20 protein-coding genes and 1 pseudogene are annotated in these 24,239 nt (G+C 36.6%); 13 read left to right on the forward strand and 8 right to left on the reverse strand.

Annotated elements, in window-relative coordinates:
* The first annotated feature begins 228 nt into the window (after positions 1-228).
* On the forward strand, positions 229-1,668 hold the full coding sequence (locus K2F26_RS19050) for a GTP-binding protein (protein WP_220609048.1): 1,440 nt from the start codon (positions 229-231) through the stop codon (positions 1,666-1,668).
* A 69-nt stretch (positions 1,669-1,737) separates the two neighbouring features.
* Positions 1,738-2,481, forward strand: a complete 744-nt coding sequence (locus K2F26_RS19055) for a DUF429 domain-containing protein (RefSeq protein WP_220609049.1) — start codon at positions 1,738-1,740, stop codon at positions 2,479-2,481.
* Between the two features lie 115 nt (positions 2,482-2,596).
* On the opposite strand, the gene K2F26_RS19060 is transcribed toward K2F26_RS19055, so the two are convergent.
* From K2F26_RS19060 to K2F26_RS19070, 3 genes are read right to left on the reverse strand one after another with little or no spacing between them, the layout of a single operon-like run.
* Positions 2,597-4,006: a hypothetical protein gene (locus tag K2F26_RS19060; RefSeq protein ID WP_220609050.1), complete on the reverse strand. Its 1,410-nt coding sequence runs from the start codon at positions 4,004-4,006 to the stop codon at positions 2,597-2,599.
* On the reverse strand, positions 4,003-4,371 hold the full coding sequence (locus tag K2F26_RS19065) for a hypothetical protein (protein ID WP_220609051.1): 369 nt from the start codon (positions 4,369-4,371) through the stop codon (positions 4,003-4,005). Before K2F26_RS19065 ends, K2F26_RS19060 begins: the two co-directional genes overlap by 4 nt.
* 6 nt (positions 4,372-4,377) lie before the next feature.
* Positions 4,378-7,284, reverse strand: a complete 2,907-nt coding sequence (locus tag K2F26_RS19070) for a CHAT domain-containing protein (protein WP_220609052.1) — start codon at positions 7,282-7,284, stop codon at positions 4,378-4,380.
* A gap of 450 nt (positions 7,285-7,734) precedes the next feature.
* Between K2F26_RS19070 and K2F26_RS19075 the strand changes: the two genes are divergently transcribed.
* Positions 7,735-7,950 carry a DUF433 domain-containing protein gene (locus K2F26_RS19075; RefSeq protein ID WP_194051323.1) on the forward strand — a complete coding sequence of 72 codons (216 nt, stop codon included), beginning with the start codon at positions 7,735-7,737 and terminating at the stop codon, positions 7,948-7,950.
* A 12-nt stretch (positions 7,951-7,962) separates the two neighbouring features.
* On the forward strand, positions 7,963-8,283 hold the full coding sequence (locus K2F26_RS19080) for a DUF5615 family PIN-like protein (RefSeq protein ID WP_246605422.1): 321 nt from the start codon (positions 7,963-7,965) through the stop codon (positions 8,281-8,283).
* Positions 8,284-8,551: 268 nt separating this feature from the next.
* On the opposite strand, the gene glgP is transcribed toward K2F26_RS19080, so the two are convergent.
* Entirely contained in the window at positions 8,552-11,116 is a 2,565-nt protein-coding gene (glgP, locus tag K2F26_RS19085) for an alpha-glucan family phosphorylase (protein WP_220609053.1), read from the reverse strand.
* A gap of 754 nt (positions 11,117-11,870) precedes the next feature.
* A complete protein-coding gene (locus K2F26_RS19090; protein ID WP_220609054.1) occupies positions 11,871-12,200 on the reverse strand; it encodes a hypothetical protein in 330 nt (109 codons plus the stop codon).
* 64 nt (positions 12,201-12,264) lie between these two features.
* Here K2F26_RS19090 and K2F26_RS25230 point away from each other — a divergent pair, with 64 nt between their 5' ends.
* From K2F26_RS25230 to K2F26_RS19105, 4 genes are all read left to right on the forward strand, one after another.
* A complete protein-coding gene (locus tag K2F26_RS25230) occupies positions 12,265-12,396 on the forward strand; it encodes a hypothetical protein (protein WP_302850027.1) in 132 nt (43 codons plus the stop codon).
* A 198-nt stretch (positions 12,397-12,594) separates the two neighbouring features.
* Positions 12,595-12,792 (forward strand): hypothetical protein, encoded by a 198-nt coding sequence (locus tag K2F26_RS19095; protein WP_220612025.1) that lies wholly within the window; start codon positions 12,595-12,597, stop codon positions 12,790-12,792.
* A 547-nt stretch (positions 12,793-13,339) separates the two neighbouring features.
* Positions 13,340-14,032: an acyltransferase gene (locus K2F26_RS19100; protein WP_220609055.1), complete on the forward strand. Its 693-nt coding sequence runs from the start codon at positions 13,340-13,342 to the stop codon at positions 14,030-14,032.
* A gap of 505 nt (positions 14,033-14,537) precedes the next feature.
* Positions 14,538-14,654 carry a photosystem II reaction center protein I gene (locus K2F26_RS19105; RefSeq protein WP_013190888.1) on the forward strand — a complete coding sequence of 39 codons (117 nt, stop codon included), beginning with the start codon at positions 14,538-14,540 and terminating at the stop codon, positions 14,652-14,654.
* A 22-nt stretch (positions 14,655-14,676) separates the two neighbouring features.
* On the opposite strand, the gene K2F26_RS19110 is transcribed toward K2F26_RS19105, so the two are convergent.
* Complete coding sequence (locus K2F26_RS19110) at positions 14,677-14,901, reverse strand: hypothetical protein (RefSeq protein ID WP_220609056.1); 225 nt, start codon at positions 14,899-14,901, stop codon at positions 14,677-14,679.
* On the opposite strand from K2F26_RS19110, the gene K2F26_RS19115 reads away from it, so the two are divergent.
* Together K2F26_RS19115 and K2F26_RS19120 are read left to right on the forward strand one after the other, a co-directional pair.
* Complete coding sequence (locus K2F26_RS19115) at positions 14,880-17,387, forward strand: DUF3769 domain-containing protein (protein WP_220609057.1); 2,508 nt, start codon at positions 14,880-14,882, stop codon at positions 17,385-17,387. The genes K2F26_RS19110 and K2F26_RS19115 overlap by 22 nt on opposite strands.
* Positions 17,388-17,447: 60 nt before the next feature.
* Positions 17,448-17,879, forward strand: a pseudogene (locus K2F26_RS19120) (Uma2 family endonuclease); the annotation flags it as partial.
* Positions 17,880-17,964: 85 nt separating this feature from the next.
* On the opposite strand, the gene K2F26_RS19125 reads toward K2F26_RS19120, so the two are convergent.
* Positions 17,965-19,497, reverse strand: coding sequence for a SagB/ThcOx family dehydrogenase (locus K2F26_RS19125; RefSeq protein WP_220609058.1), 1,533 nt, complete (start codon positions 19,495-19,497; stop codon positions 17,965-17,967).
* Between the two features lie 217 nt (positions 19,498-19,714).
* Here K2F26_RS19125 and K2F26_RS19130 point away from each other — a divergent pair, with 217 nt between their 5' ends.
* From K2F26_RS19130 to K2F26_RS19140, 3 genes are all read left to right on the forward strand, one after another.
* The gene (locus K2F26_RS19130; RefSeq protein WP_220611954.1) at positions 19,715-20,551 is read left to right on the forward strand and encodes an alpha/beta fold hydrolase; all 837 of its coding nucleotides are present in this window, start codon (positions 19,715-19,717) and stop codon (positions 20,549-20,551) included.
* Positions 20,552-20,690: 139 nt separating this feature from the next.
* Positions 20,691-22,400, forward strand: coding sequence for a serine/threonine-protein kinase (locus K2F26_RS19135; protein WP_220609059.1), 1,710 nt, complete (start codon positions 20,691-20,693; stop codon positions 22,398-22,400).
* A gap of 55 nt (positions 22,401-22,455) precedes the next feature.
* Positions 22,456-23,322, forward strand: coding sequence for an RpnC/YadD family protein (locus tag K2F26_RS19140; protein WP_220609060.1), 867 nt, complete (start codon positions 22,456-22,458; stop codon positions 23,320-23,322).
* A gap of 81 nt (positions 23,323-23,403) precedes the next feature.
* Here the strand turns inward: K2F26_RS19140 and K2F26_RS19145 are convergent, their stop codons facing one another.
* Positions 23,404-24,192 carry an ABC transporter permease gene (locus K2F26_RS19145; RefSeq protein ID WP_194051303.1) on the reverse strand — a complete coding sequence of 263 codons (789 nt, stop codon included), beginning with the start codon at positions 24,190-24,192 and terminating at the stop codon, positions 23,404-23,406.
* Positions 24,193-24,239 lie beyond the last annotated feature (47 nt).

Here is a 24,239-nt window from a genome sequence, read left to right on the forward strand (position 1 = left end):
GTCGTGCTAATTATAGTGCGATTATTTTAAGAGCAATTACACAAATTAAAAATAAATATATTCTATATTCATTATTCATTCAAAAAATGCTGCCTCCCGCAACTACTCTCACTTAGGCTGAACTGAAAACTGCTATTGTTCAAACCAATGACTCGAAAACTCTAATTCATTCTGAATTCTGTATTCTGAATCCTTGCCCAAAATCCAAAATCTAAAATCTAAAATCCCATGACATCGACATTACCTCAACCTGAAAACAGTCATACACCCAACTGGGAAGAAGAACTAGATAGCGCCATTTTCACCTTTAAAGATATTCAAGCAGAACTTAACTATACACAAGCAAAAACAGCACTGAGAAATTTAGTCAACAATCTTGATCTTACCACCCAAGAAAAATCTGGATTAGAAGCGGAAATTTCCGACTTAGAAACCATGCTGGGCAAACTAGAAAGTATGGTAGTGCAAATAGCAGCTTTTGGCATGGTAGGAAGGGGTAAATCTTCTCTACTTAATGCTTTAGTAGGCCAGCAGGTATTTGAAACAGGACCATTACACGGAGTTACTCGTACAGAACAAAAGGTAAATTGGAGTATTAGTCAAGAAGCTATTGGTACATTAAAAGCCACCTTTCCCTCAACTGGACAATCTCAGGTAGAATTAGTTGACACACCGGGATTGGATGAAGTAGATGGAGAAACCCGCGCTGCGTTAGCTCAACAGGTAGCAAAACAAGCTGATTTAATTTTGTTTGTGATTTCTGGTGATATGACCAAAATTGAACAGATGGCGCTTTCTCAGTTGCGAGAAGTCGGTAAACCAATCATTTTAGTGTTTAATAAAGTAGATCAATATCCAGAAACAGACCGGATCGCTATTTACGAGAAAATCCGCGATGATAGAGTCAGAGAATTACTTTCACCTGATGAAATAGTCATGTCTGCGGCTTCACCTTTAGTTAAAACTGCCGTAGTTCGTGCTGATGGTAGTAGAGGTATACAATTACGCTCTGGTCAAGCACAAGTAGATCAACTAAAACTCAAGATTTTAGAGATTTTGCAACGAGAAGGTAAAGCGTTAGTGGCGCTCAACACCATGCTTTATGCTGACACAGTGAATGAGCAAGTTGTCCAGCGAAAATTGGAGATTCGGGAAAAGAACGCTAATGATTTAATTTGGAAAGGGGTGATGACTAAAGCATTGGCGATCGCCCTTAATCCTGTGACTGTAGTTGATATCCTTAGCAGTATCGTTATTGATATTTCTTTGATTTTAGGTTTATCTAAACTCTACGGTATCCAAATGACAGAAAAGGGAGCAGTACAACTACTACAAAAAATCGCCCTGAGTATGGGCGGAATAGGTGCTAGTGAACTGCTGGCAAATTTAGGTTTAAGTGGTTTAAAAACCTTACTGGGTATCTCTGCATCAGCTACCGCTGGAGTAGCCATAGGACCTTATTTATCCGTAGCCATCACCCAAGCAGGAGTAGCGGGGGTATCATCCTATGGTATTGGCCAAGTCACCAAAGCGTATTTAGCCAATGGGGCAACCTGGGGACCGGAAGGACCAAAAGCAGTAGTTAGTAAAATTTTATCCAGCTTAGATGAAACATCAATTTTAAACCGCATTAAAGATGAGTTGTTGATAAAAATTAGAAGAAAGTGAAAGTTTTCAGGAGTCAGGAGTCAGGAGTCAGGAGGAAATACAAATAAACCAATCAACAATCAACCAATTATGAAATTTATCGGTATTGATTTAGGCTGGAAATCTCAACCAAGTGGACTATGTTGTTTAGAATTAAAAGATGAAAAACTGCAACTTTTGGATTTAGATCGCCAAGAATCCATTGCAGATATATTAACTTGGATTGATCAGATTATAAAACCAGAAGAACCGGGTATAATTGCTGTAGATGCACCCACATTAATACCAAATTCTACAGGTAGTCGCTTACCAGATAAACTCAGTCATAAATACTTTGGTAAATATCATGCGGGATGCTACCCAGCAAATCAAAACCTAGCTTTTGCAGAACGCACTATTAATTTTGGTTTAGAATTAGAATCACGGGAATTTGTTCATGCACCTAAAATTGAACCTCAAAAACCCGGAAGATATCAAATAGAAGTATTTCCCCACCCAGCAATAGTTAACTTATTCGGATTAGAAAAAATCTTGAAATATAAAAAAGGAAAAATCCCAGAACGGCGGTTAGAATTAATTAAACTACAAAATTACATCCAAGAAATCCTACCTTCCATTTCACCACATCTGTGTTCATCTGCGTTCATCTGCGGTTTATTTCCTGAACAAATACCCAACACAGGAAGACAACTCAAAGAAACAGAAGATAAATTAGATAGTTTAATTTGTGCTTATGTTGGTGCTTATTGGTGGTTTTGGGGAACAGAAAAAAACCTAGTTTTAGGAGATGAAAGTACAGGTTATATTGTTATACCTGAAAGGATTTGTAGTTAAGTTTTCTAGATTATGGAATAAACGAACCACAGAGGCACAGAGTACACAGAGTAATGAGAGTTTGAGAGATATTATTTCTTATAAATCTGTCAGGAAATATGCCAAAAATATCATGTTATTTCCGTTTACTAATCCATATACCTAACATAGCGAGAAAAGTACAGCCAATGGTAGCAATAATGCTTAAAATTAAAGATGCTAAAAAGGGATTTAGGGTAGTTTGAGGGGATATTATCGGTATGGGTTGGTTAATCTTATCAATGTGTTGAACTATGACACCGGAAACTATTGCACCACCACCAAAACCGATTCCTAATATTTGTACTGTTGTTTCTAAGGATCTATCTCTTTCTGTTTGTTCTGCCTCTACTATACCACGAATTGTATCAATTAATTGACTAAATAATTCTTGTCCTGGTGTGAGATAATTAATATCAGTTTGAATTTGTTCTTGCCATTTTTGACATTCTTTATCTAGGAAGTCTTGCCAAAATTGGGGACTTGTTTGATTATTTATGGCTGTAATTTTATTTAAGCAAGTTCGGTAATTTTTAATATTTGTCTGAATTGATGTATTATGAGTTTGTAAATCTTGTAAACATCGGGTATAATCAAAGCTTTTTTGCGGAATTTCTGATAAGAGTTTCTTTAAATCAGATATCTGTGTTTTCGGGTTAGATGTAAAAGTTTGAAATTCTTGAATTTTATTCTCTAAATAACTATAAATGCTTCTTGCATTGCTGTAACTTTGACTTGCTTGGTAATTAATAAATAAGATTTTATGATAACAGCATAATAAATTTAATAACCACTCATAAGCATCTACAATCAATTGGACAGTGTTAGCTTGTTGATTATTTAAAGGTTGATTATTTAAAAGTATCAAAATCTGACATTGTTTAACAGGATTATTCGGTTCATTTGGTTCATTTGCTTGATAGATAAATAATTGACTAGCAAATAATTCTCCTGAGTCGGTAAAAATAGGATTTAAGTTTGTACCAGCAACTAAAGCATTAGCAATTTTTTCAGCTAATAAATTACAATCTTCATTTGCGTCAACTTCTCCATAAATCCATAAAGTTTGTCCTAAAGATGCTTGAATTTGGGAAGGTACAAAACAACTGGGTTTAAAATGTTGGATTTGGGGTACATTAATATCAATATTTGCTGATTCTGGAACAAAAGTTAAATCAACTGTGTAGGTATCATTAAATAAAAATGGTTGTAAATTACCATTAATTTTAAATCCGTCTGTAGTTGATAAACTTCCTAAATCTAAATCTCTGGAATTAGTTAACCATTCGGTTTTTCTTCCTACCTCCTTTTGAGGTGCATAGTTACCATTTTCATAACAGATTAATTGAGATTTGATATCTTTTAAACTGGTAGAAGGAAATGAATCTACACCAATCTTGGTTAATTTATCCCATAAAAGATCGGCATCTTTGACAACTTGATCAGGTGTGTGTGCGAGAGTATGTCGCAAATGAAAAGGATAGACGGTAATACTAAAATTCTTCACGGTTTTGGTTGGGATTTTTTATCATTAGATAAAGGTGAATTTTCTTTGATAGCATTTTGAATCAGTTCTTTAGAAGATTCGCTGGGTTGGGTGGCTGATGTTGGCAATTTAGCACCACCTGGACCTATATTACCATCTGCTGTTAGAGATAAATCCATCGCTTCTAAATTTTGGTTGTATAATTGCAAAAGTGATGGATAAGATTTTAACCAATCTTCTATTTTTTTGGTTATTTCTTCATCATCATCTTTTGGTAATTCACTAGATAATTGTTCTAATTCTTGCCAAATTTCATTAGTTAGTAAATCACTAGGCTTTTTGAGAATTGCGTTAAACGCAAGCACGGCTTTTTTATTAATTGACATGATTAATTAAACTCCTTTACCAATACAACAAAAAGCAGACCAATAAACAGGTGATGAAAAAGGTTGATGATTTTCACCATTGTTTTGTTCAATTATATCAAAATGTTTGCTTATTTCTACTTGCCAAACGAAACTTAATGATGATGTTTGTAACCATTGTTTAAAACCTGTAATACTTGTATCTCTTAACCAAATTTGGGCGGTTTTTAAAGCTAATACTATATTGTTTTGCTCTTTCAACTCTTCATAAAATCTCACCATTAATAAAGCCGTAGATATTATACTAACAGTCCATAAACTGCTGACTACATTGGTGCTACCAGCTAACAAGAAACCACTAGGTAAACCAAGATATTCATCACTAATATTATAACCATCTATCATGCCGCTTTCGCAAGCAGCAAGGGTAACTAAACGACAGTTTTCTAGTTTAATGTGAGCAATGATATCGGCTAAAGTGAGAACTTCATCTGCTAGTATTAAACCCGAATCTAGGGGAGAATTGGAATTGAAATAACCATGACAGAAGAAAAAGAGATTATGCGCTGTTTTCAGGTTTTCAGGATTTTGAATAATTGCTGATTCTGCTGATTTTTTGGCTTTGTCTTTTTTGAAAATATCACTTTTTTTAAATTGCTGTTTAATTGCTGCAACTGCACCTAAATCTTTTTCATATAAATCTTCTGTGGGTGTTTGCATAGCAAATAAAGACTGAAAATCATTACATTGACGCAGTTGTAACTGTTGTAATAATTGACAACTGGGAACATAACCCACACCTTGAGGAAATAAATCCATTAAATAGGAATTTCTTACAGGTAACGCATGGAGAGGGAAAAGGTGTAAGAAACGATGGGGAATTAAAATCAGTTTTTCGCATTCTGATGGAACTAGATTTAATATTTCTTCCAGATGTAATATTTGGGCTAGGTTCTGTAAATTATCATCTAATTCATTTTCCCATAGTTCTTTGTTTTCCTTATAATCATTTACATATTTCTCATTCCAATTAAATAGAGAATCAAAATCTGCTGATGAAGATTGCCAAATTTTGATTTGTTTACCTCCTGGTTGAATCACAACAGCAAAAAATTTATTAATGGCAATATACCATTCAATAATTGTCGTCTTCTGATCAACTATTTTCTGTAATGATGTGAATTCAAAACTAGAACCAATCGGTAAATATTCATCTTGCAATTTTTGGAGTTTTTGTCGTAATTGCTGGAGATGTTGCACTAAAGATGTGGTATTTTCAGCTTTACCAGTTTGCAGTAAATTCTGCTTGGTGGCTATTTCATCTCGAAGTTTTTCTAGTTGAGGAACAATCTCAGCAGGAAAAATAGTTTTTAAGTCACGATTGAAAATCAATTCTACTAAATTGCGGGTTTTACTGCGTTCAATATAACTGATGGCTTCTGTTTCTCTACTCAAACCTAAACAAACTTCTACCATCCTTCTATATAACTTATTCCATTCCTCAGCTTGTTTGCGTTTACTTTCTTCCCCAGAAATAATTTCACCGCGTATATTTTCAACCGTGATAATAGCTTCAGTAAAAGTATCGTAAGCTAAATTTAATTGTTGTGAATCTTGATAGGCAATACCCAAATTTAATAAAGTTCCGGCATTATTTAAAGGAAAATCATTGCGGGTATAAACTTCTAAAGCTTCTTTATAAGCTGCGATCGCATATTCCAGATTCTCCGCTTTATCTCTCCTGATTCTGTTAAGGTAGGCATTCCCTAGATTATTTTGCGTCATTGCCCAATCTACAGGAAAATCATTGCGGGTATAAACTTCTAAAGCTTCTTTATAAGCTGCGATCGCATTTTCTAAATTCTCGGCTTTATCTCCCCTGATTCTGTCAGAGTAGGCATTCCCTAGATTATTTTGCGTCATTGCCCAATCTACAGGAAAATCATTGCGGGTTCTTACTTCTAAAGCTTCTTTATAAGCTGCGATCGCATTTTCTAAATTCTCGGCTTTATCTCCCCTGATTCTGTCAGAGTAGGCATTCCCTAGATTATTTTGCGTCATTGCCCAATCTACAGGAAAATCATTGCGGGTATAAACTTCTAAAGCTTCTTTATAAGCTGCGATCGCATTTTCTAAATTCTCGGCTTTATCTCCCCTGATTCTGTCAGAGTAGGCATTCCCTAGATTATTTTGCGTCATTGCCCAATCTACAGGAAAATCATTGCGGGTTCTTACTTCTAAAGCTTCTTTATAAGCTGCGATCGCATATTCCAGATTCTCGGCTTTATCTCCCCTGATTCTGTCAGAGTAGGCAGTCGCTAGATTATTTTTTACAGCAGCCCAACTTTCTGGAGAACTATTCCGAGTAAAAACAGTAGAGCATATTTCATAGCCAGTTATAGCAATTTCCAGATTATTGGCTTTGTTGCCTAAAGGAAATTCTTGGATTCTATTACTAAATCTAAAAATATCTTTTGCTGTGTCTGGTTTTGCTTCCGCTATTGTTGTGGTTGCCCAAACCTGTAATACTTTAGCAAAAGTGAGATTGAGTTTATCTGTATTTGCAGCCAGTAAGGGGTAAACTTCCTGGGGGTTGCCTCTACTTTCTGCGGTGGTTTTTAATACTTGTTGTAAAAATGGTAAATAAGTTTCTATATCTGCTTCATTAACCGGGGTTTCTGTTTCTGGAGTATTTTCCTCTAGGGATATATTTAGATATTCACTCAGTTGAGATTCTAGAAACATCAACTTATTAGCACGATTTTCTTGTCCTTCCTGGGTGGACATTTGTGCTACTCCTTCCTTCAGCAATTGTAAAAAGTCAGCATCTAGTAATTCGGTATTAGCTTGTAATATTGCCGATTCTTCCCCATCTGCACAACTAAGTAGTTGTTGAATTAGCTGATAATATGCCTGTAGACGCTGTTTATCCATAAGTTAGGGTGGGGTAGACTTTAAAAGATGCTTCAATAGTATTTTCCCCTATTTCGGATCATTTTATCCTGAAAATCCTTAAATCCCGAAAATCCTGATGCAGACAAAATACCACATCCTGAAAATCATCACCAAGAAATCCAGGGAATAAATTCCCTGTCTAATAGCTAAAGTCGGTTAAAACCGACTGGAATATACAGCACTTTCCGGTGTAATGAGGTACACTATGGGCGGGCAAGATGCCCCTCACAAGAGTTTTATTATTATGATTTGTACCTCATAGCAATGAAATCTGCTGTAGTTTAATTTACTGAGGGAATATTTGACCATCACATCCTGTAAATCCTCAAATCCTGAAAATCCTTAAATCTTGGACATCCTGATTCTGACAATTGCTAGTTTATAATTAATCTAAGTGTAACTTTTCCATTTACCAAAGAGGAATAAGTAATGAACGGATGGGAAAATTTAGATGCTATAGAAAGACAACCTGATAAATTAAGTGGTGCATGGGTATTTCGAGGAACGAGAGTTCCCGTTGCTGCATTATTTGAAAATTTGCGTGATGGTGCAACAGTAGATGAATTTTTGGAATGGTTTCCACCTGTGCAAAGATCACAAGTTGAAGATGTACTTAATTATGAGCTTGAAAAATTAGCTGCTTAGATATAATTAGAGATGAAAATTCTTTTCGATCAGGGAACTCCTGTACCATTACGGAAATATTTAACAGACCATTCTGTAACGACAGCTTATGAAGAAGGATGGTCTAATTTATCAAATGGAGATTTATTAAAAGCTGCTGAATCTAAAGGATATCAAATACTTGTTACAACAGATCAGAATTTGCGTTATCAACAGAATTTGAGTGAACGTCAAATTGCAATTGTGGTTTTACTGTCAACTTCATGGCCAAAAATTCGGACACAAGTTGATAAAATTTGTGCTGTTATCAATACAACTAAATTGGGTGATTATCAAGAAATTTCTATCATCTAGAAATCCAGGGAATAAATTCCCTGTCTAATAGCTAAAGTCGGTTAAAACCGACTAGAATCTAGTCTAATTTACTGTGGTAACATTTGACAATCACATCCTGGAAATCCTCAAATCCTGGACATCCTGATTCTGACAAAATTAGGTGACAGGTGACAGGTGACAGGTAACAGTAAGAAAGAAATAGGCAATAGGGAGAAAAATTTTAGATTTTAGATTTTAGACTTTAGAAAAATAATCCAAAATCCAAAATCTAAAATCCAAAATTACCTTATTCCGCCCAAGCGATTAACCTGGGTTCATAAGCATTAGAAAGGTATTGGTTTTGTGGTAACACCCGCAACGATAAACCTTGCAAACCAGAAGTAGTGTAGGTGATATCCGCCGTATAGACACTTAAACCTTGGTCATCTTGTCCTTGATAATCCATCACCACAGGTACACCGTTAACAATTTCGCCGTTAGCGTCAATAGCACCTTGGTATAATTCTACCTGCACATCTTCATTTGTTAAAGTTGCTAAATCAACCTTAGCTTTCACTGTCACAGTTTGATTAACTTCAATTTCTGAAGCTGCTCCGACATCAATATCTTTGATTTTGATGTTAAACCAATGTTCACCAAGATTTGCTTTCCAAGCTGCTAATTCTTTAGCTGGTGCGTAATTATTAGCGGTGAGGGTATGATAGCGATCGCTGGCAGGAAAATAAGCTCTTACTGCATATTCTCGCACCATCCGCGCTGTATTAAAGAACGGACAATTTAACCGGATAGCATCTTTCATTTTTGCTACCCAACGACGGGGTAAACCATCCCCATCCCGGTGATCATAGAATAAAGGTACAACTTCCTTCTCTAACAACTCATAGAGAGCGTTAGCTTCCACCTCATCTTGATAGTTAGGATCTTCGTAATTTTCCCCATGTCCGATCGCCCAACCAGTGCGGACATAATCAGCTTCATCCCACCAACCATCAAGTACACTTAAATTAGGTAGTCCGTTCATAGCGGCTTTCATCCCGCTAGTACCAGAAGCTTCACGGGGGCGACGTGGTGTATTTAACCAAATATCACAACCTGCTACCATCAAGCGGGCGATGTGAATATCGTAGTTGGGAACAAACACCACTTGTTTTTCCAGATGGTTTTCGCGGATGAAATGGTTAATATCCCGAATCAGTTCTTTACCAGGAATATCTTTCGGATGTGCTTTACCGGCAATGACAAACTGTACCTTGCAGTGTTTATGTCCTGATAAAATCTTCTTGATCCTTTCTAAATCACGCATCCAAAGAGTTGCGCGTTTATAGGTAGCAAAACGACGAGCAAAACCAATGGTTAAGACATTAGGATCAAGAACTTCTTGAGCTTGGGCAATATCAGAAGCTGAAGCACCGCGATCGCGTAAATGCTTAACCAAATGATCCCGCACATACAAAATCATATCCAGGCGACAGCGTTCATGGTTGCGCCATAGTTCTTCATCGGGGATCGCGTCCATCCGTTCCCATAACTGATTATCTGGTGGTACTGATGACCAGTTTGGACCAAGATAGCGATCGTACAACTCCTGAGTTGATTTAGCCACACAACTGCGAGCATGAACACCATTAGTAATAGCAGTGATTGGCACTTCATCAACGGGGACTTTCTTCCATAAACCTTGGAACATTTGCCGAGATACCACACCGTGCAACTGTGCCACACCATTGGAAAATGTCGCCATTTTCAAAGCTAACACCGCCATACTAAAAGGCGCGGATAAATCACCAGTATTTTCCCGTCCCAAACCTAAAAACTGTTCTTTGGGCAAGCCAAAGATATCTGCATAATATCCCAGATAATACAAAATCTTATCGGGAGCAAACAAATCAATACCAGCGGGTACAGGGGTATGGGTGGTAAAGATATTGCTGGAAGCTACCACTTGTCTAGCTTCAGAATAACTTAAACCGTCTTCCTGGATTAACATCCGAATGCGTTCCAAAGCTGAGAAAGCCGCGTGACCTTCATTCATGTGGTAAGCTGTCACCTTGTAACCCAAGGCTTTTAACATCTGCACACCACCGATCCCCAGCATCATTTCCTGGTGGATACGCATATCAATATCACCACCATATAACTGATCGGTGATGTCATGATCATAAGCTTTGTTAGGTTCAATGTTGGTATCCAGCATATACAGGGGAACTGTTCCCACCTGGACACGCCACACCCTAGCATATACCTTGCGTCCTGGATAATCTACCTCAATTCGTAACTCAGACCCATCGGGATTACGTTCCAAGTGCAAAGGCATATTATAAAAATCGTTGATGGGGTAACGTTCTTGTTGCCAACCATCAGCATTAAGATATTGGGCAAAATAACCTTGTTGGTAGAGTAAACCCACACCAACCAAAGGTAATCCCAAATCACTGGCAGATTTGAGGTGATCTCCCGCCAAAACACCCAAACCGCCAGAATAGATCGGCAAACAATCTACTAATCCAAACTCAGCGGAGAAATAAGCGTAACATTCCTTTTGGGTTGATCCGCGTTGTTTGTTATACCAAGTGCGCTCTTGCAAATAATCTTCTAGTTGTCGAGCAGCACGATCCATTTGTGCCAGGAAACCTTCATCTTCGACAACTTCCAATAATCGCCCTTGGCTAATAGTTCCCAGCATCAAAACTGGGTTATGATGGCTAGATTCCCACAAATCTGGGTCTAAACGGCGAAATAAGTCTTTGCTCTCAACATTCCAATCAAAATGTAGATTGTATGCTAGTTTTCGCAGTGGTTCTAGTCGCTGCGGTAGTGAAGGAGAAACGTTAAATGTGCGAATTGGCTGCATAGTATGGCAAAAGTTCTAATTCTGCTATGGTTATTGTTTACTGTTATTGTTTACTGTTTTTACTTGGTGTTGCCAATTCTTTATACTATGTTTGTGAACGTCTGATGACTTTGTTAAGCATTGAGAATAATTTTCTTATACTTTGCTAAAGTTTACACCAAACAACGTTCTTGGCCTATAGGTTTCCATTCCTGAATATCCTATTGACATCAAATTCATTTTCTGAGTGCTACTTGTCAATACCTTCGCCAAAATCAAAAATATCTTGATTTGTAGGTTGGGTTGAGGAACGAAACCCAACAAATACGTTGAGTTTACGTTGGGTTTCCACACGGTAAACCCAACCTACGGGAAAATGGCAAAGATATTGACTTGTATAACCGATTTGTTTGAAAAAATGATAGTTATCATTAAATTTATCAACACTTTAGCCCAAAAATACTATCCACCACATCAACCAACCGGATAATTTTTAATTATTTCTTAATATTTTTAGCAGTAAAGTAATCTACCACAAAAATTTGTAATTTGTGTAATTTCTAGTTTATTTGCACATAAATCCCTAAAATTTGTCTAATTCAACAGAGAACAAACAAATTTTCTCCACCAAATTCTTCCCAAGAGTGAACAACTGCGAGTACACCCAGCTTTGTAAAATTAATATTTTATTAATATTTTATTAATATTAATATTTTATTAATATTTTATTAATATTCTGCTCAGGAAAAAGTGAACTAGGTGATCATTGATTTACCTATGTACCGATAGAAGGCTGATCCTGGGGATTATGTGGCATAGTTAAGGCTATTGCCGCCGCAAAAGCCATTTCAGCAGCTATTTGATAAGCCAGTTTGATGTTTGGGGAAGTATCATTATTTCTGGTATCTCTGTCAGAGTAATTTTTTTTACGAAGTGACTCTTGGTTAACTGCACCCGCCACAATAGAACGTTGTAAAATAATCAATGCATCTAGGTCTTCCGAGTCATAATTTTTTTGCAGAAGTTTATGGATCTGGTGTTGTGCTGTAGCACTCAAATAGCCAGTAGTTAAAGCTTGCTGCACAATTTCTTTAATTGTAATCATGATTTAACCGTAGGTGTTACTTAAAAGGAATATTTTACTCTGTAAGTGGATTTTTGTCCTGTGGATGGTGCAAAAAAGTGATTTAGGGAAGGTGACAGGGAAAAGAGAACGGGGAAGAAGCAATCAAGGTGTACCTAGCGATCGCCAAAATCAAATAAAAGTCCTATATCAGCAGTCAGCCGTTGAAAAATCCTAGCGGATGATCAATTAATAGTAGTGAGTAAGACCACAGAAAGCCAGCTATCAAACATGAAATCTGAGTCATAAATTACTATTTATAGCAGTATAAAAATGTGCAATATCACAATTTTTACAGATACAAATCATAGAGAATAAACGGATTTTTTGTTTAAAGTTGTTCATTAAAAATAAATTATGTTATTGTGAAGATCAATTGTCATTCAAAATCGCTAATGTTATTGAAAGCGTGATTTCCCTAGCCTATAAGTCCTTTGTGTGCAGCATGATTAGAGCATTATACTCTACAAATTCATTACCAGAAAGCCGTCATAGCAATCGGGGAAGTGCTTACTTGTTTGCACCGATGGTCAACTTCAATATCATGGCAGAGGTGGGAGATACTCCACCATAAACTTTTATAAAAAAATACTAATTTATTGTCTTTATTGTCAAAATTCAGGATTCAGAAAAATTTTACAATTCAGAATTGACAGATTCAAGATTTTGTCAAACATTTCCAGCATCATCCTTGAAGTCCTGTATATTCTGTATCCTGAATCCTGAATCTAGAAAGTAAGCATTCAGCAATCAGCAGTCAGATAAAACTGCTTTTCAGACTAATTTTACGTAATTTTTAGAGCAGACTGATACCAAAATCAATTGCTAATTATTCTCTAAAAATTTCGCTAAAAATGCTCATAAATTCCAGATCATAACTCAATACCTTTGCCATTTTCCCGTAGGTTGGGTTTACCGTGTGGAAACCCAACGTAAAATCAACGTATTTGTTGGGTTTCGTTCCTCAACCCAACCTACAAATCAAGATATTTTTGATTTTGGGGAAGGTATTGATAACTGATAACTGATTACTAAATACTCGCCATAAAAATTACATTGTCTGTTAAGCAACAAGACAATATTTTCCTGTCACACAAAACTTATGTGAGATATTTGTAGCCATGATTAACCAACTATATTCTGACAAATTACAGCGACTACCAGAACTTTTATTAACCACCTTATTAGGTGATATTCCGGCAATTTTTTTTGGTCCACAACTTAGAAGATTAGTATATCGCCATCTTTTTGCAGCTATGGGTAAGAGGGTGTACATTCAGCATGGTGCAGAATTTCTCTCTACCACCTCTATTGAAATTGGTAATGGAGTACACATCTTTAAAAATGTGCGTTTAGATGCCAAAGGACACCCAAATAATCAAATTTATTTAGGAAATGGAGTAGCAATTGAGCGTAACGTAGATATAGGCTGTTTGGAAAATACTTGCATACACATTGAGGAAGATACATTCATTGGACCAAATGTCTGTATTGCCGGACCTGGAAATATTAGAATTGGTAAGCAATGTATGATTGCATCTCAATCTGGCATATATGCAAATAATCACAATTTCGCAGACACATTATTGCCAATGCAAAGACAGGGCGTTACCCGTCATGGAATTGTGATTGAGGATGATTGTTGGCTAGGACATGGAGTTACTGTATTAGATGGTGTAACTATTGGTAAGGGTAGCGTAATTGGTGCAGGAGCAGTAGTCACTAAAGATATTCCTCCCTATTCTGTCGCTGTTGGTATACCTGCAAAAGTGATTAAAAGCCGGACAGCTACAGAAATGGTGCAGTATTCTTAAATTTAGGGTGTAGGGAGGTAGGGAATAGGGAACAGGGGAGAAAAATTTTAGATTTTAGATTGGAGTTAACAAAAACAATCCAAAATCCAAAATCCAAACTAAAAAACACCTGAACTCCTGCCTCCTGAACTACTGCCCTCCAAAAAAGAACCAGATGTGAGTAAGATAGAGCTTGTCCTAAGTTGACAATTTTATAGACAAAACTATACTTATATTGACAAAAATCAATATATTTTCAGGAAAAAATCAACTACTTGATATATAATACGGTGATATCAAGTATTGAATTGAGACTATTGCCGACGCGAAAACCAAGCAATGATGGTGGTAGTCTTTTTCAGAAACTTAATTGGAACACAATCGCGTTGGGCTACAGCGTGAAAGTCTACAGAGGGATAACTGCTCCCATGCTCCCGTTGAAGTAGAAAGTAAAGTCTAGTTTTGTCTAGGTTTTATATAGCAGATTGCTGAAAAGTTTTTTGTCTTACCCCTGGGAGATAATTCGATGGTGACTTTAAAAATCGCTGTTTATATTGTTGTTGCCTTCTTTGTAGGAATTTTTGTGTTTGGATTTTTGTCAAATGACCCTGCTCGCAACCCTGGCCGTCGGGATTTAGAATAGGAACACAACAAATCATCTGTTATCAACTGCAACTGCTGGAAGGTGGAAGACACTCAATGCCTAAAAACTGGCACAAATCTGGAAAATGATACTGTGTCATCCTTTTGGCGGCTTGCTGCAAGTCAGCAGAAGGCAAAAGTCGGAAGGTTAAGTGTAAATCATCCTTCCGGCTGAATATTTGGTTTTTCATATCTGGCTTTTTGTTAGGTCGATTTTCCACAAGATATGCTTCATCCAGTTTTGCCACCTGACTCACCTCCTGTTCAAGAATACATCCAACCTGGCCATCTTCTCGCTTCTGCTTCTGTGGTAGAAGAGCAAACTGGGACGCAGCAACTTGCGACTTCAGGAAATATCGAGACTGCTAATGGTCTGGTAACTCCTACACAAACTAATCAAGATAATGCAGTAATTAGCAAAAGCTTATCTTCAAATCCTGTTCCAGAAACTGTACCGCCAAAATTTTCCCCTCTGACTGTTTCTAGAAGTGCGGGGCTTTTGGGAAAATCTTTGACAGTTGGTACTTCCCAAGAGGAAAATGCGGATGCTGACAACACACCGCCAGCTACATTTCCACAGATTTCTAGTGAAGTTACCAATACAAACAATATATGGTTGGCTGAGTCACCAGTTATTATCAAAACTTCAGCCCCAGTAAAACATAAAAATCAATATGAAAATCCTGTAAATATATACAAATCAGGGGAAAAGATTAATATTTCTGCCTCTACAAAGACGGGAGAAAATACGTCCAGTTCTCTTCTAGTACAAAATATTATTGAGTTTAAGCCACGTAATTCAAATAACCAACAATCTACTACTGTAGAATTTCCCCCGCCAAATCAACCTGCTGGGAATACTCCACAAGTAAGACAACGAGTTATAGAAGTAATTGCCGATCGCCAAGAATATGATGAGCAAAGGCGAATTGTTACCGCAGAAGGTAATGTGGTGGTTAGATTTGATGGGGCTGTGGTAGATGCCGATCGCCTACAAGTAAATTTGGATAATTTAATTGCTGTGGGTGAAGGTAATGTGGCTTTAACTAGGGGTAATCAGGTATTACGAGGAGAACGCTTTACTTATAATTTTGTTCAGGATAGTGGGGATCTGGAAAATGGCAGCGGCGAAATTTACATCCCCACAACTCAAACTGATTTTGCTTTTTCTCCCTCCCCAAGTACAAATATTACCGCAGGTGGTGTACCTAGTCGTCCACCTAGTGACCGGATTCGTGCTAATCAACCTGTTACTGGTGTAAGCAGTACCGGTGGTATTGATGTGAATTTTGCAGGTCAAGCGGATGCCAGAAATATTCCCGTAACCAAGTCAGGTGGTATGGTCAAAAGGTTGCGTTTTGAAGCCCAACGCATTGATTTTTATCCCCGTGGTTGGCAAGCTGAGGATGTGCGGATTACTAATGATCCTTTTTCACCACCAGAATTAGAGTTACGAGCATCTAAGGTGACTGTAACGAGAGAAGCACCTTTGGTAGATCGGGTAACTACTCAGCGTCAACGTTTAGTTTTTGACCAGAATTTTGTCTTACCTATCCCCATTGATAACCAAAAAATTGACCGTCGAGAAAAGGATATTAATCCTTTTATTGTTTCTCCTGGTTATGATAATGGTAAACGGGGCGGTTTGTATGTGGAACGCAATTTTAGAGCAGTTAATACAGACAAAACCCGCTGGATTATTACACCGCAATTTTTTGTGCAGAAGGCTTTTGAAGATGGTAGTAATTTTGCAGATTTGTTTGGTGTAAAAACCAAGCTGAATAGTGTTTTGAGTCCGAAAACTACGGTTGAAGGTAAGGGAGAATTAACAAGTCTAGATGTCAATAAAGTAGAAGATAATTTGCGGGGGAGTTTACGGTTACGTCAGGCTTTGGGTGATATCAATCCCCATACATTGAATTTAGAATATAGCTACCGCGATCGCCTTTACAATGGTACTCTTGGTTTTCAAACTGTGCAGAGTAGTTTAGGTGGTGTGATCACTTCTCCAATTATTCCTTTGGGAAAAAGTGGGATTAATCTTAGCTATCAAGGAGGCGCACAGTATATTAATTCTAATACAGATCGCGCTGATTTACTAGAGCCAAACCGGAAAAATGACCGTGTTTCTTTAGGTCGGTTACAAGGTAGTGTTTCTCTTGGTACTGGTTTTTTGTTATGGCAGGGAAAACCATTACCAGCTACTGCTAATGAAGGATTAAAATATACACCTAATCCTGTAGTACCTTACTTGCAAGCGATCGCGGGTGTGACGGGTACAACCAGTTATTACACCAGTGGCGATAATCAAAGTACCTTAATTGGTACTGTGGGTTTAGTTGGGCAGGTGGGTCATTTTTCTCGCCCATTTTTTGATTATACTGCCTTTAATGTGAGTTATTCCCAAGGTTTCAACAGCGGATTATCACCATTTTTGTTTGATCGTTCTGTTGATAACAAAGTTTTGAGTGCTGGTATTTCCCAACAAATATATGGACCGTTTCGTTTAGGCTTTCAAACATCAATTAACCTAGATACAGGTAAAGAAAGTAGTACAGATTATATTGTGGAATATAACCGCCGCACTTATGGTATAACCTTGCGTTATAATCCAGTTTTAGAATTAGGTGGTTTTAGTATTCGTATTAGTGATTTTAACTGGACAGGTGGTACTGATCCATTTTCTTCAGATGAAGTGAAACCTGTTGTGGGTGGAGTGCAACAAGATAATTAGGTAACTGCTAAATTTTTGGGATTTTTGGGATTTTTGGGATTTTTGGGCTGTTAATCTGATGAGTATATTTCACCATTAATTGTTCTAGAATTTGTTTCTGGGAATGGCGATGAAGAACGGGATCAAACACCGTGGAAAGGAAAATTTTGGATTTATGAACAAGTAATTCATCCAGCTTTTTATGGTATTTATGAAGTGAATAAAGCCAGTGTGGAAGTTTATCATTTAGTTGAAAATAAATACCAATTATTACCAGAAAATGAACGGGGACATTATCCTCTTCCAGCTTTAGGTGTTGAGTTAGGAATTTGGCAAAGTGAATATCAAAATGTAGATTTACCTTGGTTACGTTGGTGGGATTTAGATGGTAATTTGTTATTAAGTGGAGAAGAACGAGCAGAACAGGAATATCAAAGGGCGTAACAGGAACGACTAAAAAATGAACGTTTAATTGCCCAATTGCGTGCTTTAGGTGTTGAACCGGAAGTTTAATGAAATTTAGATCCCCAATTTTTTAGTAAGTCGGGGGTCTAATTTTTTGTAATCCAAAATCCAAAATCCAAAATCCAAAATTGCCTTACCTTGATCTTCCCAAAGTCGTGATATATAAAACTGCTTCATCAGCAGGAATACTTAATACATCATTTACTTGATCATCAAAGAAACCACCAATACCACTCACACCTAAATTCAAGCGAATAGCTGCTAAATTAAGCCTTTGTCCTAAATGACCGGCATCGAGATGTAAATAACGGTAAACTCTGTCTCCATATTGTCCTATAGCTGTTTTTAAATCAGCGGTATGAAATATTACTGCTGCTGCATCCCTGCCTAATTCCTGTCCCAAACAGAGAAAATGCAATTCTCGGCGAAAATTTTTAAAACGAATTTGTCTTAATTCTTGGGCTTTTGGTGCATAATAATAACAGCCAGATTCTAAACCTTTAACACCAGAAACAGCAATAAATGTTTCAATTAAATTCAGGTCAAAATAATCAGGTGCAGTATCTAAATTTTGATCCAGATAATTTTGTGGTTGATAGGTAAAATCGAGTAAAGCTTTCAGTTCATCAAAAGTTAATTTTTCACCACTATAAGCGCGAGTAGAACGACGTTTATAGATAGTATTTTCTAAATCTACCAAATTTTTACCCCAGTCAATTGGTGTAGTCACAGTAGAAAATTTGTCGCAAAAAGGGAAATTATATTTATCATCTAAAGTTTTGTCTGGTTTGGTGACTGCTACATTTTTTTTACTGGTTTCATCAGATTTAATTTGGGTGTGAACATGAAAATATTTTAAGAGTTTTCCATCAGGAATCGAAGGATAATTAGTTTCTGTTAATGAAGGTAAGGCGGTTTTTCCTAAAGGCAAATTTTGTTTAATATCTAATAAATCTGCCAATGCCATCACTACAGTTGCACCTTCTTGTTCTGGATCAATATAAAGTAGATTATTGATAGCTTCATCTGCAAAACCACCAATTAAATGAGGACGATAATCAGTGATTGATCCTGCTAATTCAATGTTACCTAAAAGATGTCCAGTATCCAGAAAAATGCGACGATAAGCTCGATCTTCATAACGCCATGCAGAACGATAAAAAACCGCAGTAGTAATAATAGCGAGTTGAGTATTTTCTAAACTAGGATGCCAAAAACAAGCAGCTTGTAAAGCTGTCCAAACATCATTTTCCCAAAATTGTTTTAAAGAATGAGTACGACATTGATAGTTATAAAGTCCAGCAGGTAACAAAGGTGTACCACGGGAAACTAAATATACTTCAGCCGGGTATAAACCTCCTGCACTGGGAGCAGAGCGCAAATAAACGGCACTACCCATAGAAGGAATTTTCGCAGTCAGTCCATAACTGTGAAATAACAGTTGCGAAAGTCTCCGCCACCATCTAGCATCAGGATTATGGGTAAAAGCCTCTGGTGGTTCTTGCAAATAGGGTTTAAGGTCAAAATCAGCGCCAATTTTGTATTCTTTAAATGGTACTGGTTGTTTAGCCCAGTCTAACTCCTGATTTTTCCCGGCTAATGTCTCCGGGTCGTATTTAGTACGCTCGTGGTAATGTTGGGCAATTGATTGGTATATTTCTGGCATAGTATTTTTAATATCCTCAGAAAATTCTATTTTTTGATCTTGACATTTATTGACTTTATTATTTCGTGTTAGCAAGTACAATCTAGTATCAGTTATTGGTGATGGTGATTGGTGATTGGTGATTGGGTACAATTGTTAACCTATTCCCTATTCCCTATTCCCTATTCCCTATTCCCTAATTATGAATTACAAATTATGAATTATGAATTACCAAATGATGCCTGTACGCAAAACACTGTCAAAATCTGACGTTGAAATCTCTTACTTGGAATGGAACAAAGGCCAAAAACCATTACTGTTATTACATGGTATGGCGGATAATGCCTGGGTTTGGTCTAGCTTAGGAGAATATTTAGCGGCTGATTACTATATAGTAGCCCCGGATATGCGTGGTCATGGTGAGAGTAGTAAACCAGAGAAAGATCATAGTTTTGAGAGTGCGATCGCTGACCTAGAAGCATTAATGGATAAACTGGAATGGTCTGCTGCTCATGTTGTTAGTCATTCTTGGACAGGTAAACTAGCTGCTATATGGGCAAGAAAAAACCCCAACCGCTTAAAAAGTATTACTTTAGTTGATCCAATTTTCATCTGGAAAATGCCCAGTTTACTCAAATTAACTTTTCCTTTGTTGTATAAAGTTCTACCATTCTTGAAAACTATGGGACCATTTACCAGTTATGAAGAAGCGGAACAACAAATCAAACAACTAAGTCAATTTCAAGACTGGACTCCTTTACAACAGCAAGTTTTTCAAGCGGGAATAGAACAAAAACCCGATGGAACTTGGGGTAGTAAATTTACAATTTCTGCCCGTGATGGGATTTTTGATGCAGTTTTAGAAGTACCAGGTTTTATTACTCCTGTTGATATACCTGCCCTCTTTATTCAACCAGAAAAAGGAGTAAACCGCCAAGATTGGCAAATTCAACCCTACAAAACCAACCTGAAAAACCTCACCTTTAAAAAATTACCTGGAAATCATTGGCCATTTCTAACTAAACCAGAAGAATTTAATCAAACCATAGCCGAATTTTTAGCAGTGCAAAAATGAGATAATCTCAAATTGGTAATTGGTAATGGGTAATTGGTAATGGGTAATTGATAATTTGTCATTAGTCATTAAGAAAAACTCTTACCTGTTCACTGTCACCTGTTCACTGTCACCTGTCACCTGTTCACTGTCACCTATCATGAGTCTCTGTATAAACCCAGTTTGTCCTCAACCCAACCACCCAGATAATGATGAAAACCGTTTTTGTCAAAGTTGTGGTTCTCAATTAGAATTATTAGGACGTTATCGAGTTTTACGTTTACTAAGTGATAAAACTGGGTTTAGTAAAGTTTATGAAGCTTACCAACAAGACACACCAAAAATTCTCAAAATCCTCAAAGAAGAATTAGCTAACGATAGCAAAGCGGTTTCTTTATTTCAACAAGAAGTCAATGTTTTAGGACAATTAAAACATCCTGGTATTCCCCAAGCAGAAGGATATTTTCCCTATCACACCAGAGCAGGTTTAACCCTGCATTGTATGGTAATGGAAAAAATCGAAGGACCGAATTTAGAACAATGGTTAAAACAACAACAAAACCGCCCTATTTCTGAAGGACAAGCTATAGCTTGGTTAAAACAATTAGCGGAAATTTTATTATTAGTACATAACCAACAATATTTACATAGAGATATTAAACCATCTAATATAATGATTCGTCCAGATGGACAATTAGTATTAATTGATTTTGGCAGAGCGAGAGAAATTACTAAAACCTATCTCGCTAATAGTGGTGGGATGACATCTATTTCTTCATCTGGATATAGTCCCAGAGAACAAATGAATGGTCAAGCTTTACCTCAATCAGATTTTTTTGCATTAGGACGCACCTTTGTATTTTTATTAACAGGATGTCAACCTGCTCAATTATATGATCCTAATTTAGATATTTTAAATTGGCGACATTTAGCAAATCATGTTTCTACATCTTTGTTAAATTTTATTGATTGGTTAATGGCAAATAAGGTTAATCAACGTCCTGAAAATGCTAGAGAAATATTAGATAAATTAACAGAATTAGAAAATATTAATACAGGAAGTAATGTAGCTACAGTAGATGTAGGAGGTGATGTCAACACAGCAATAGTCACACCAACAACCACAACCAAAAATACAGTTAAACCGCAAGAAAAAAAACCAGAAAAATTACCATTATTAGCCTTATTTACCGCCTTAATATGTTCCTTATTATTATTGTGGACAGTAGCACTAGCAAACCGCAATAATAAATTTACCGTTGTTCCTGCTGACTATGGACAAGCACCAGTTAAAAAAGGACAAGTTGATTATTTTCCCTACGAAGAAGGTAAAGATAGTCAAGGAAAAGTAGCAGAATTTAACATAGCAGTTTTATCAGTAGAATATAAATGGCAATTAGGCAGCACTTATCAAATTAAACATAACGATGAAATTATTAACCTTGAGGCTTTAAAAACTCGGTTAGAAGCAGAAGGAATACAGAAAATAATGGAAAATCCCAGTGAGATTATTTCTGTAGGTACTGCTTCCTGTGAAGGTAATGTTACAACCGAACAAAGTAGAGCATTAGAACGTTCTAAGCAGATTCAATTATTGGCAAAACAATTATTTAGTAATACATCAAGTGTGCAAGGTTATAGACTATTAAACTTAGGACAATTTCAAGGTAAAGACTGTCAATCAAATCAAGATTCTACAGCCTATCAACGCAGTATCATTATCATTGGAGTCAAAAAACAAGACGAGGGAGTAATATTAGATGAAGCTTTAAGAGATAGATTAGAGAAAAAACCCTTTGCTGATTTTAAACTAGAAGATTATTCATTAGGTGCAGCAGATAAATTTAAAACTGTTCCTAGTAATTTATAATCTTTCTTCCTCTGCGTTCTCTGCGTCTCTGCGTGAAATAAATCTTATCAATATCATGGTCAAAAAAGCAGATATTAGCACCAAAAAACTTATCAGCATCGCTCCCGAAAACTGGCTAAAATGGGTGACACAAATTCCCGACATTATTACCGGAGAAATCATAAATTCAGAATTTCAATGGATAAGTCGAGAAAGCGATGTATTAGTTAAAGCCACCAGTCCACAGTACGGCGAATTTCTGGTACTCAATGAGTTACAATTAAGATATAAGCTAGAAATGCCCAAACGAATGCGGGCTTATGCGGCATTAGCGGAGGAAAAATATAACCTTCCCACATACCCCGTATTAATTAACATTCTCAAAGAAAGCGAGGAAGAAATTCCTCACCGCTATGAATCAGAATTTGCTGGTTTACAAGCACGTCAAGATTACCGGGTGATAAACCTTTGGGAAGTTGATGTAGAAATAGCTTTAAGTCAACCCATTCCTTCACTGCTTCCCTTTGTACCAATTCTCAAACATGGTGGTGAAGAAGCAATAGTTAGACAAGCATTACAAATGCTGCGAGCGGATGAACAATTAAGCCAATTAGAAACAGTAATGGCTTTTTTTGCTACCTTCGTATTAGATAGCGTTTTAGTTCAGCAAATTATGAGGTGGGATATGGTGGTATTACGTGAGTCTCCCTGGTATCAACAGATTTTGAAAGAAGGTGAAATCAGAGGTGAAAAAAGGGGTGAAAACAGGGGTATTGTGTCAGCTATTGAACTAAGTTTAGAAATAAAATTTGGTCAAGAAGGTTTACAGCTAATGCCAAAAATATCACAAATTGCTGATTTAGAACAGTTAAAAAATATTCAAAGAGGCATTATGACTGTAAACAATGTTGATGAATTACGGGAATTTATGCAGAGTATTTAGCAGTCTTTAATATCTTAGGTGGGCATTGCCCACCCTACAATTAATTTAACTTTCAATTTTCAATTTTCAATTTTCAATTTTTCATGCTCCCATTCCCGAATAACGCTTTAAACCTGCACGCCATAACAAGCGATTTGCACCTAAAAATATCATAAACCAAGCTATAATTGATAAAAATCCTCTGGTTAAATCTACAGGTAAACCTACTAAAATACTAGCAGGGAAATTAATTAAATAAGGAAATGGTGTCATCATGGCTATGTTTCGCACCGCTTCGGGAAATACTTCTAAAGGTGCAATCATGCCTGATAAAAACAGAAAAAATAAAAACCAAAAGTTTTCTAAAGCTGTAGCTCTTTCTGTCCAAAATGCTAACATTGCTAAGGTATATTGAATTAAAAATCTTAACGCAAAAGCCAGCAATGCAGCTAAGATAAATAACAATAAGTTAGGTAAAGTCGGTATCCAAAAAGCTTGAGGATATAAGATAAAAAAGAATCCTATTAATAGAAATACAAAAGGAAGTCGAGCGAATCTTTCAGAAATATGGCCAGCGAGATGATGAAATACTGGATCTATGGGTTGTAATAAGCGAGGTGAAAGTTTACCTTCTACTACTTCTTTTTCAAATTCAAAAATCACCCAAACTACTGTAAGTTGTTTAGCTAGAAATACTGCAAAAAAATAACGGGCAAAATCTAATGAATTTAAACTAAAATTTCCTCCTGCGGCGGCTTTTATCCAGACTCCCATGAGAATAATTGGTAAAGAACCAGATAATATCCATAATATGAGTTCTGAGCGATATTCTACCATATAGGCATAATATACAGTGAGCAAGGTTTGGATTTTTTTTAAAGGTTTTTTCATAGATATTTTACTCAAATTTTATTATTAACTATTCCCTATTAAACTGT

Origin of the sequence: Sphaerospermopsis torques-reginae ITEP-024, assembly GCF_019598945.1 — a bacterium.
Taxonomy (GTDB): domain Bacteria; phylum Cyanobacteriota; class Cyanobacteriia; order Cyanobacteriales; family Nostocaceae; genus Sphaerospermopsis.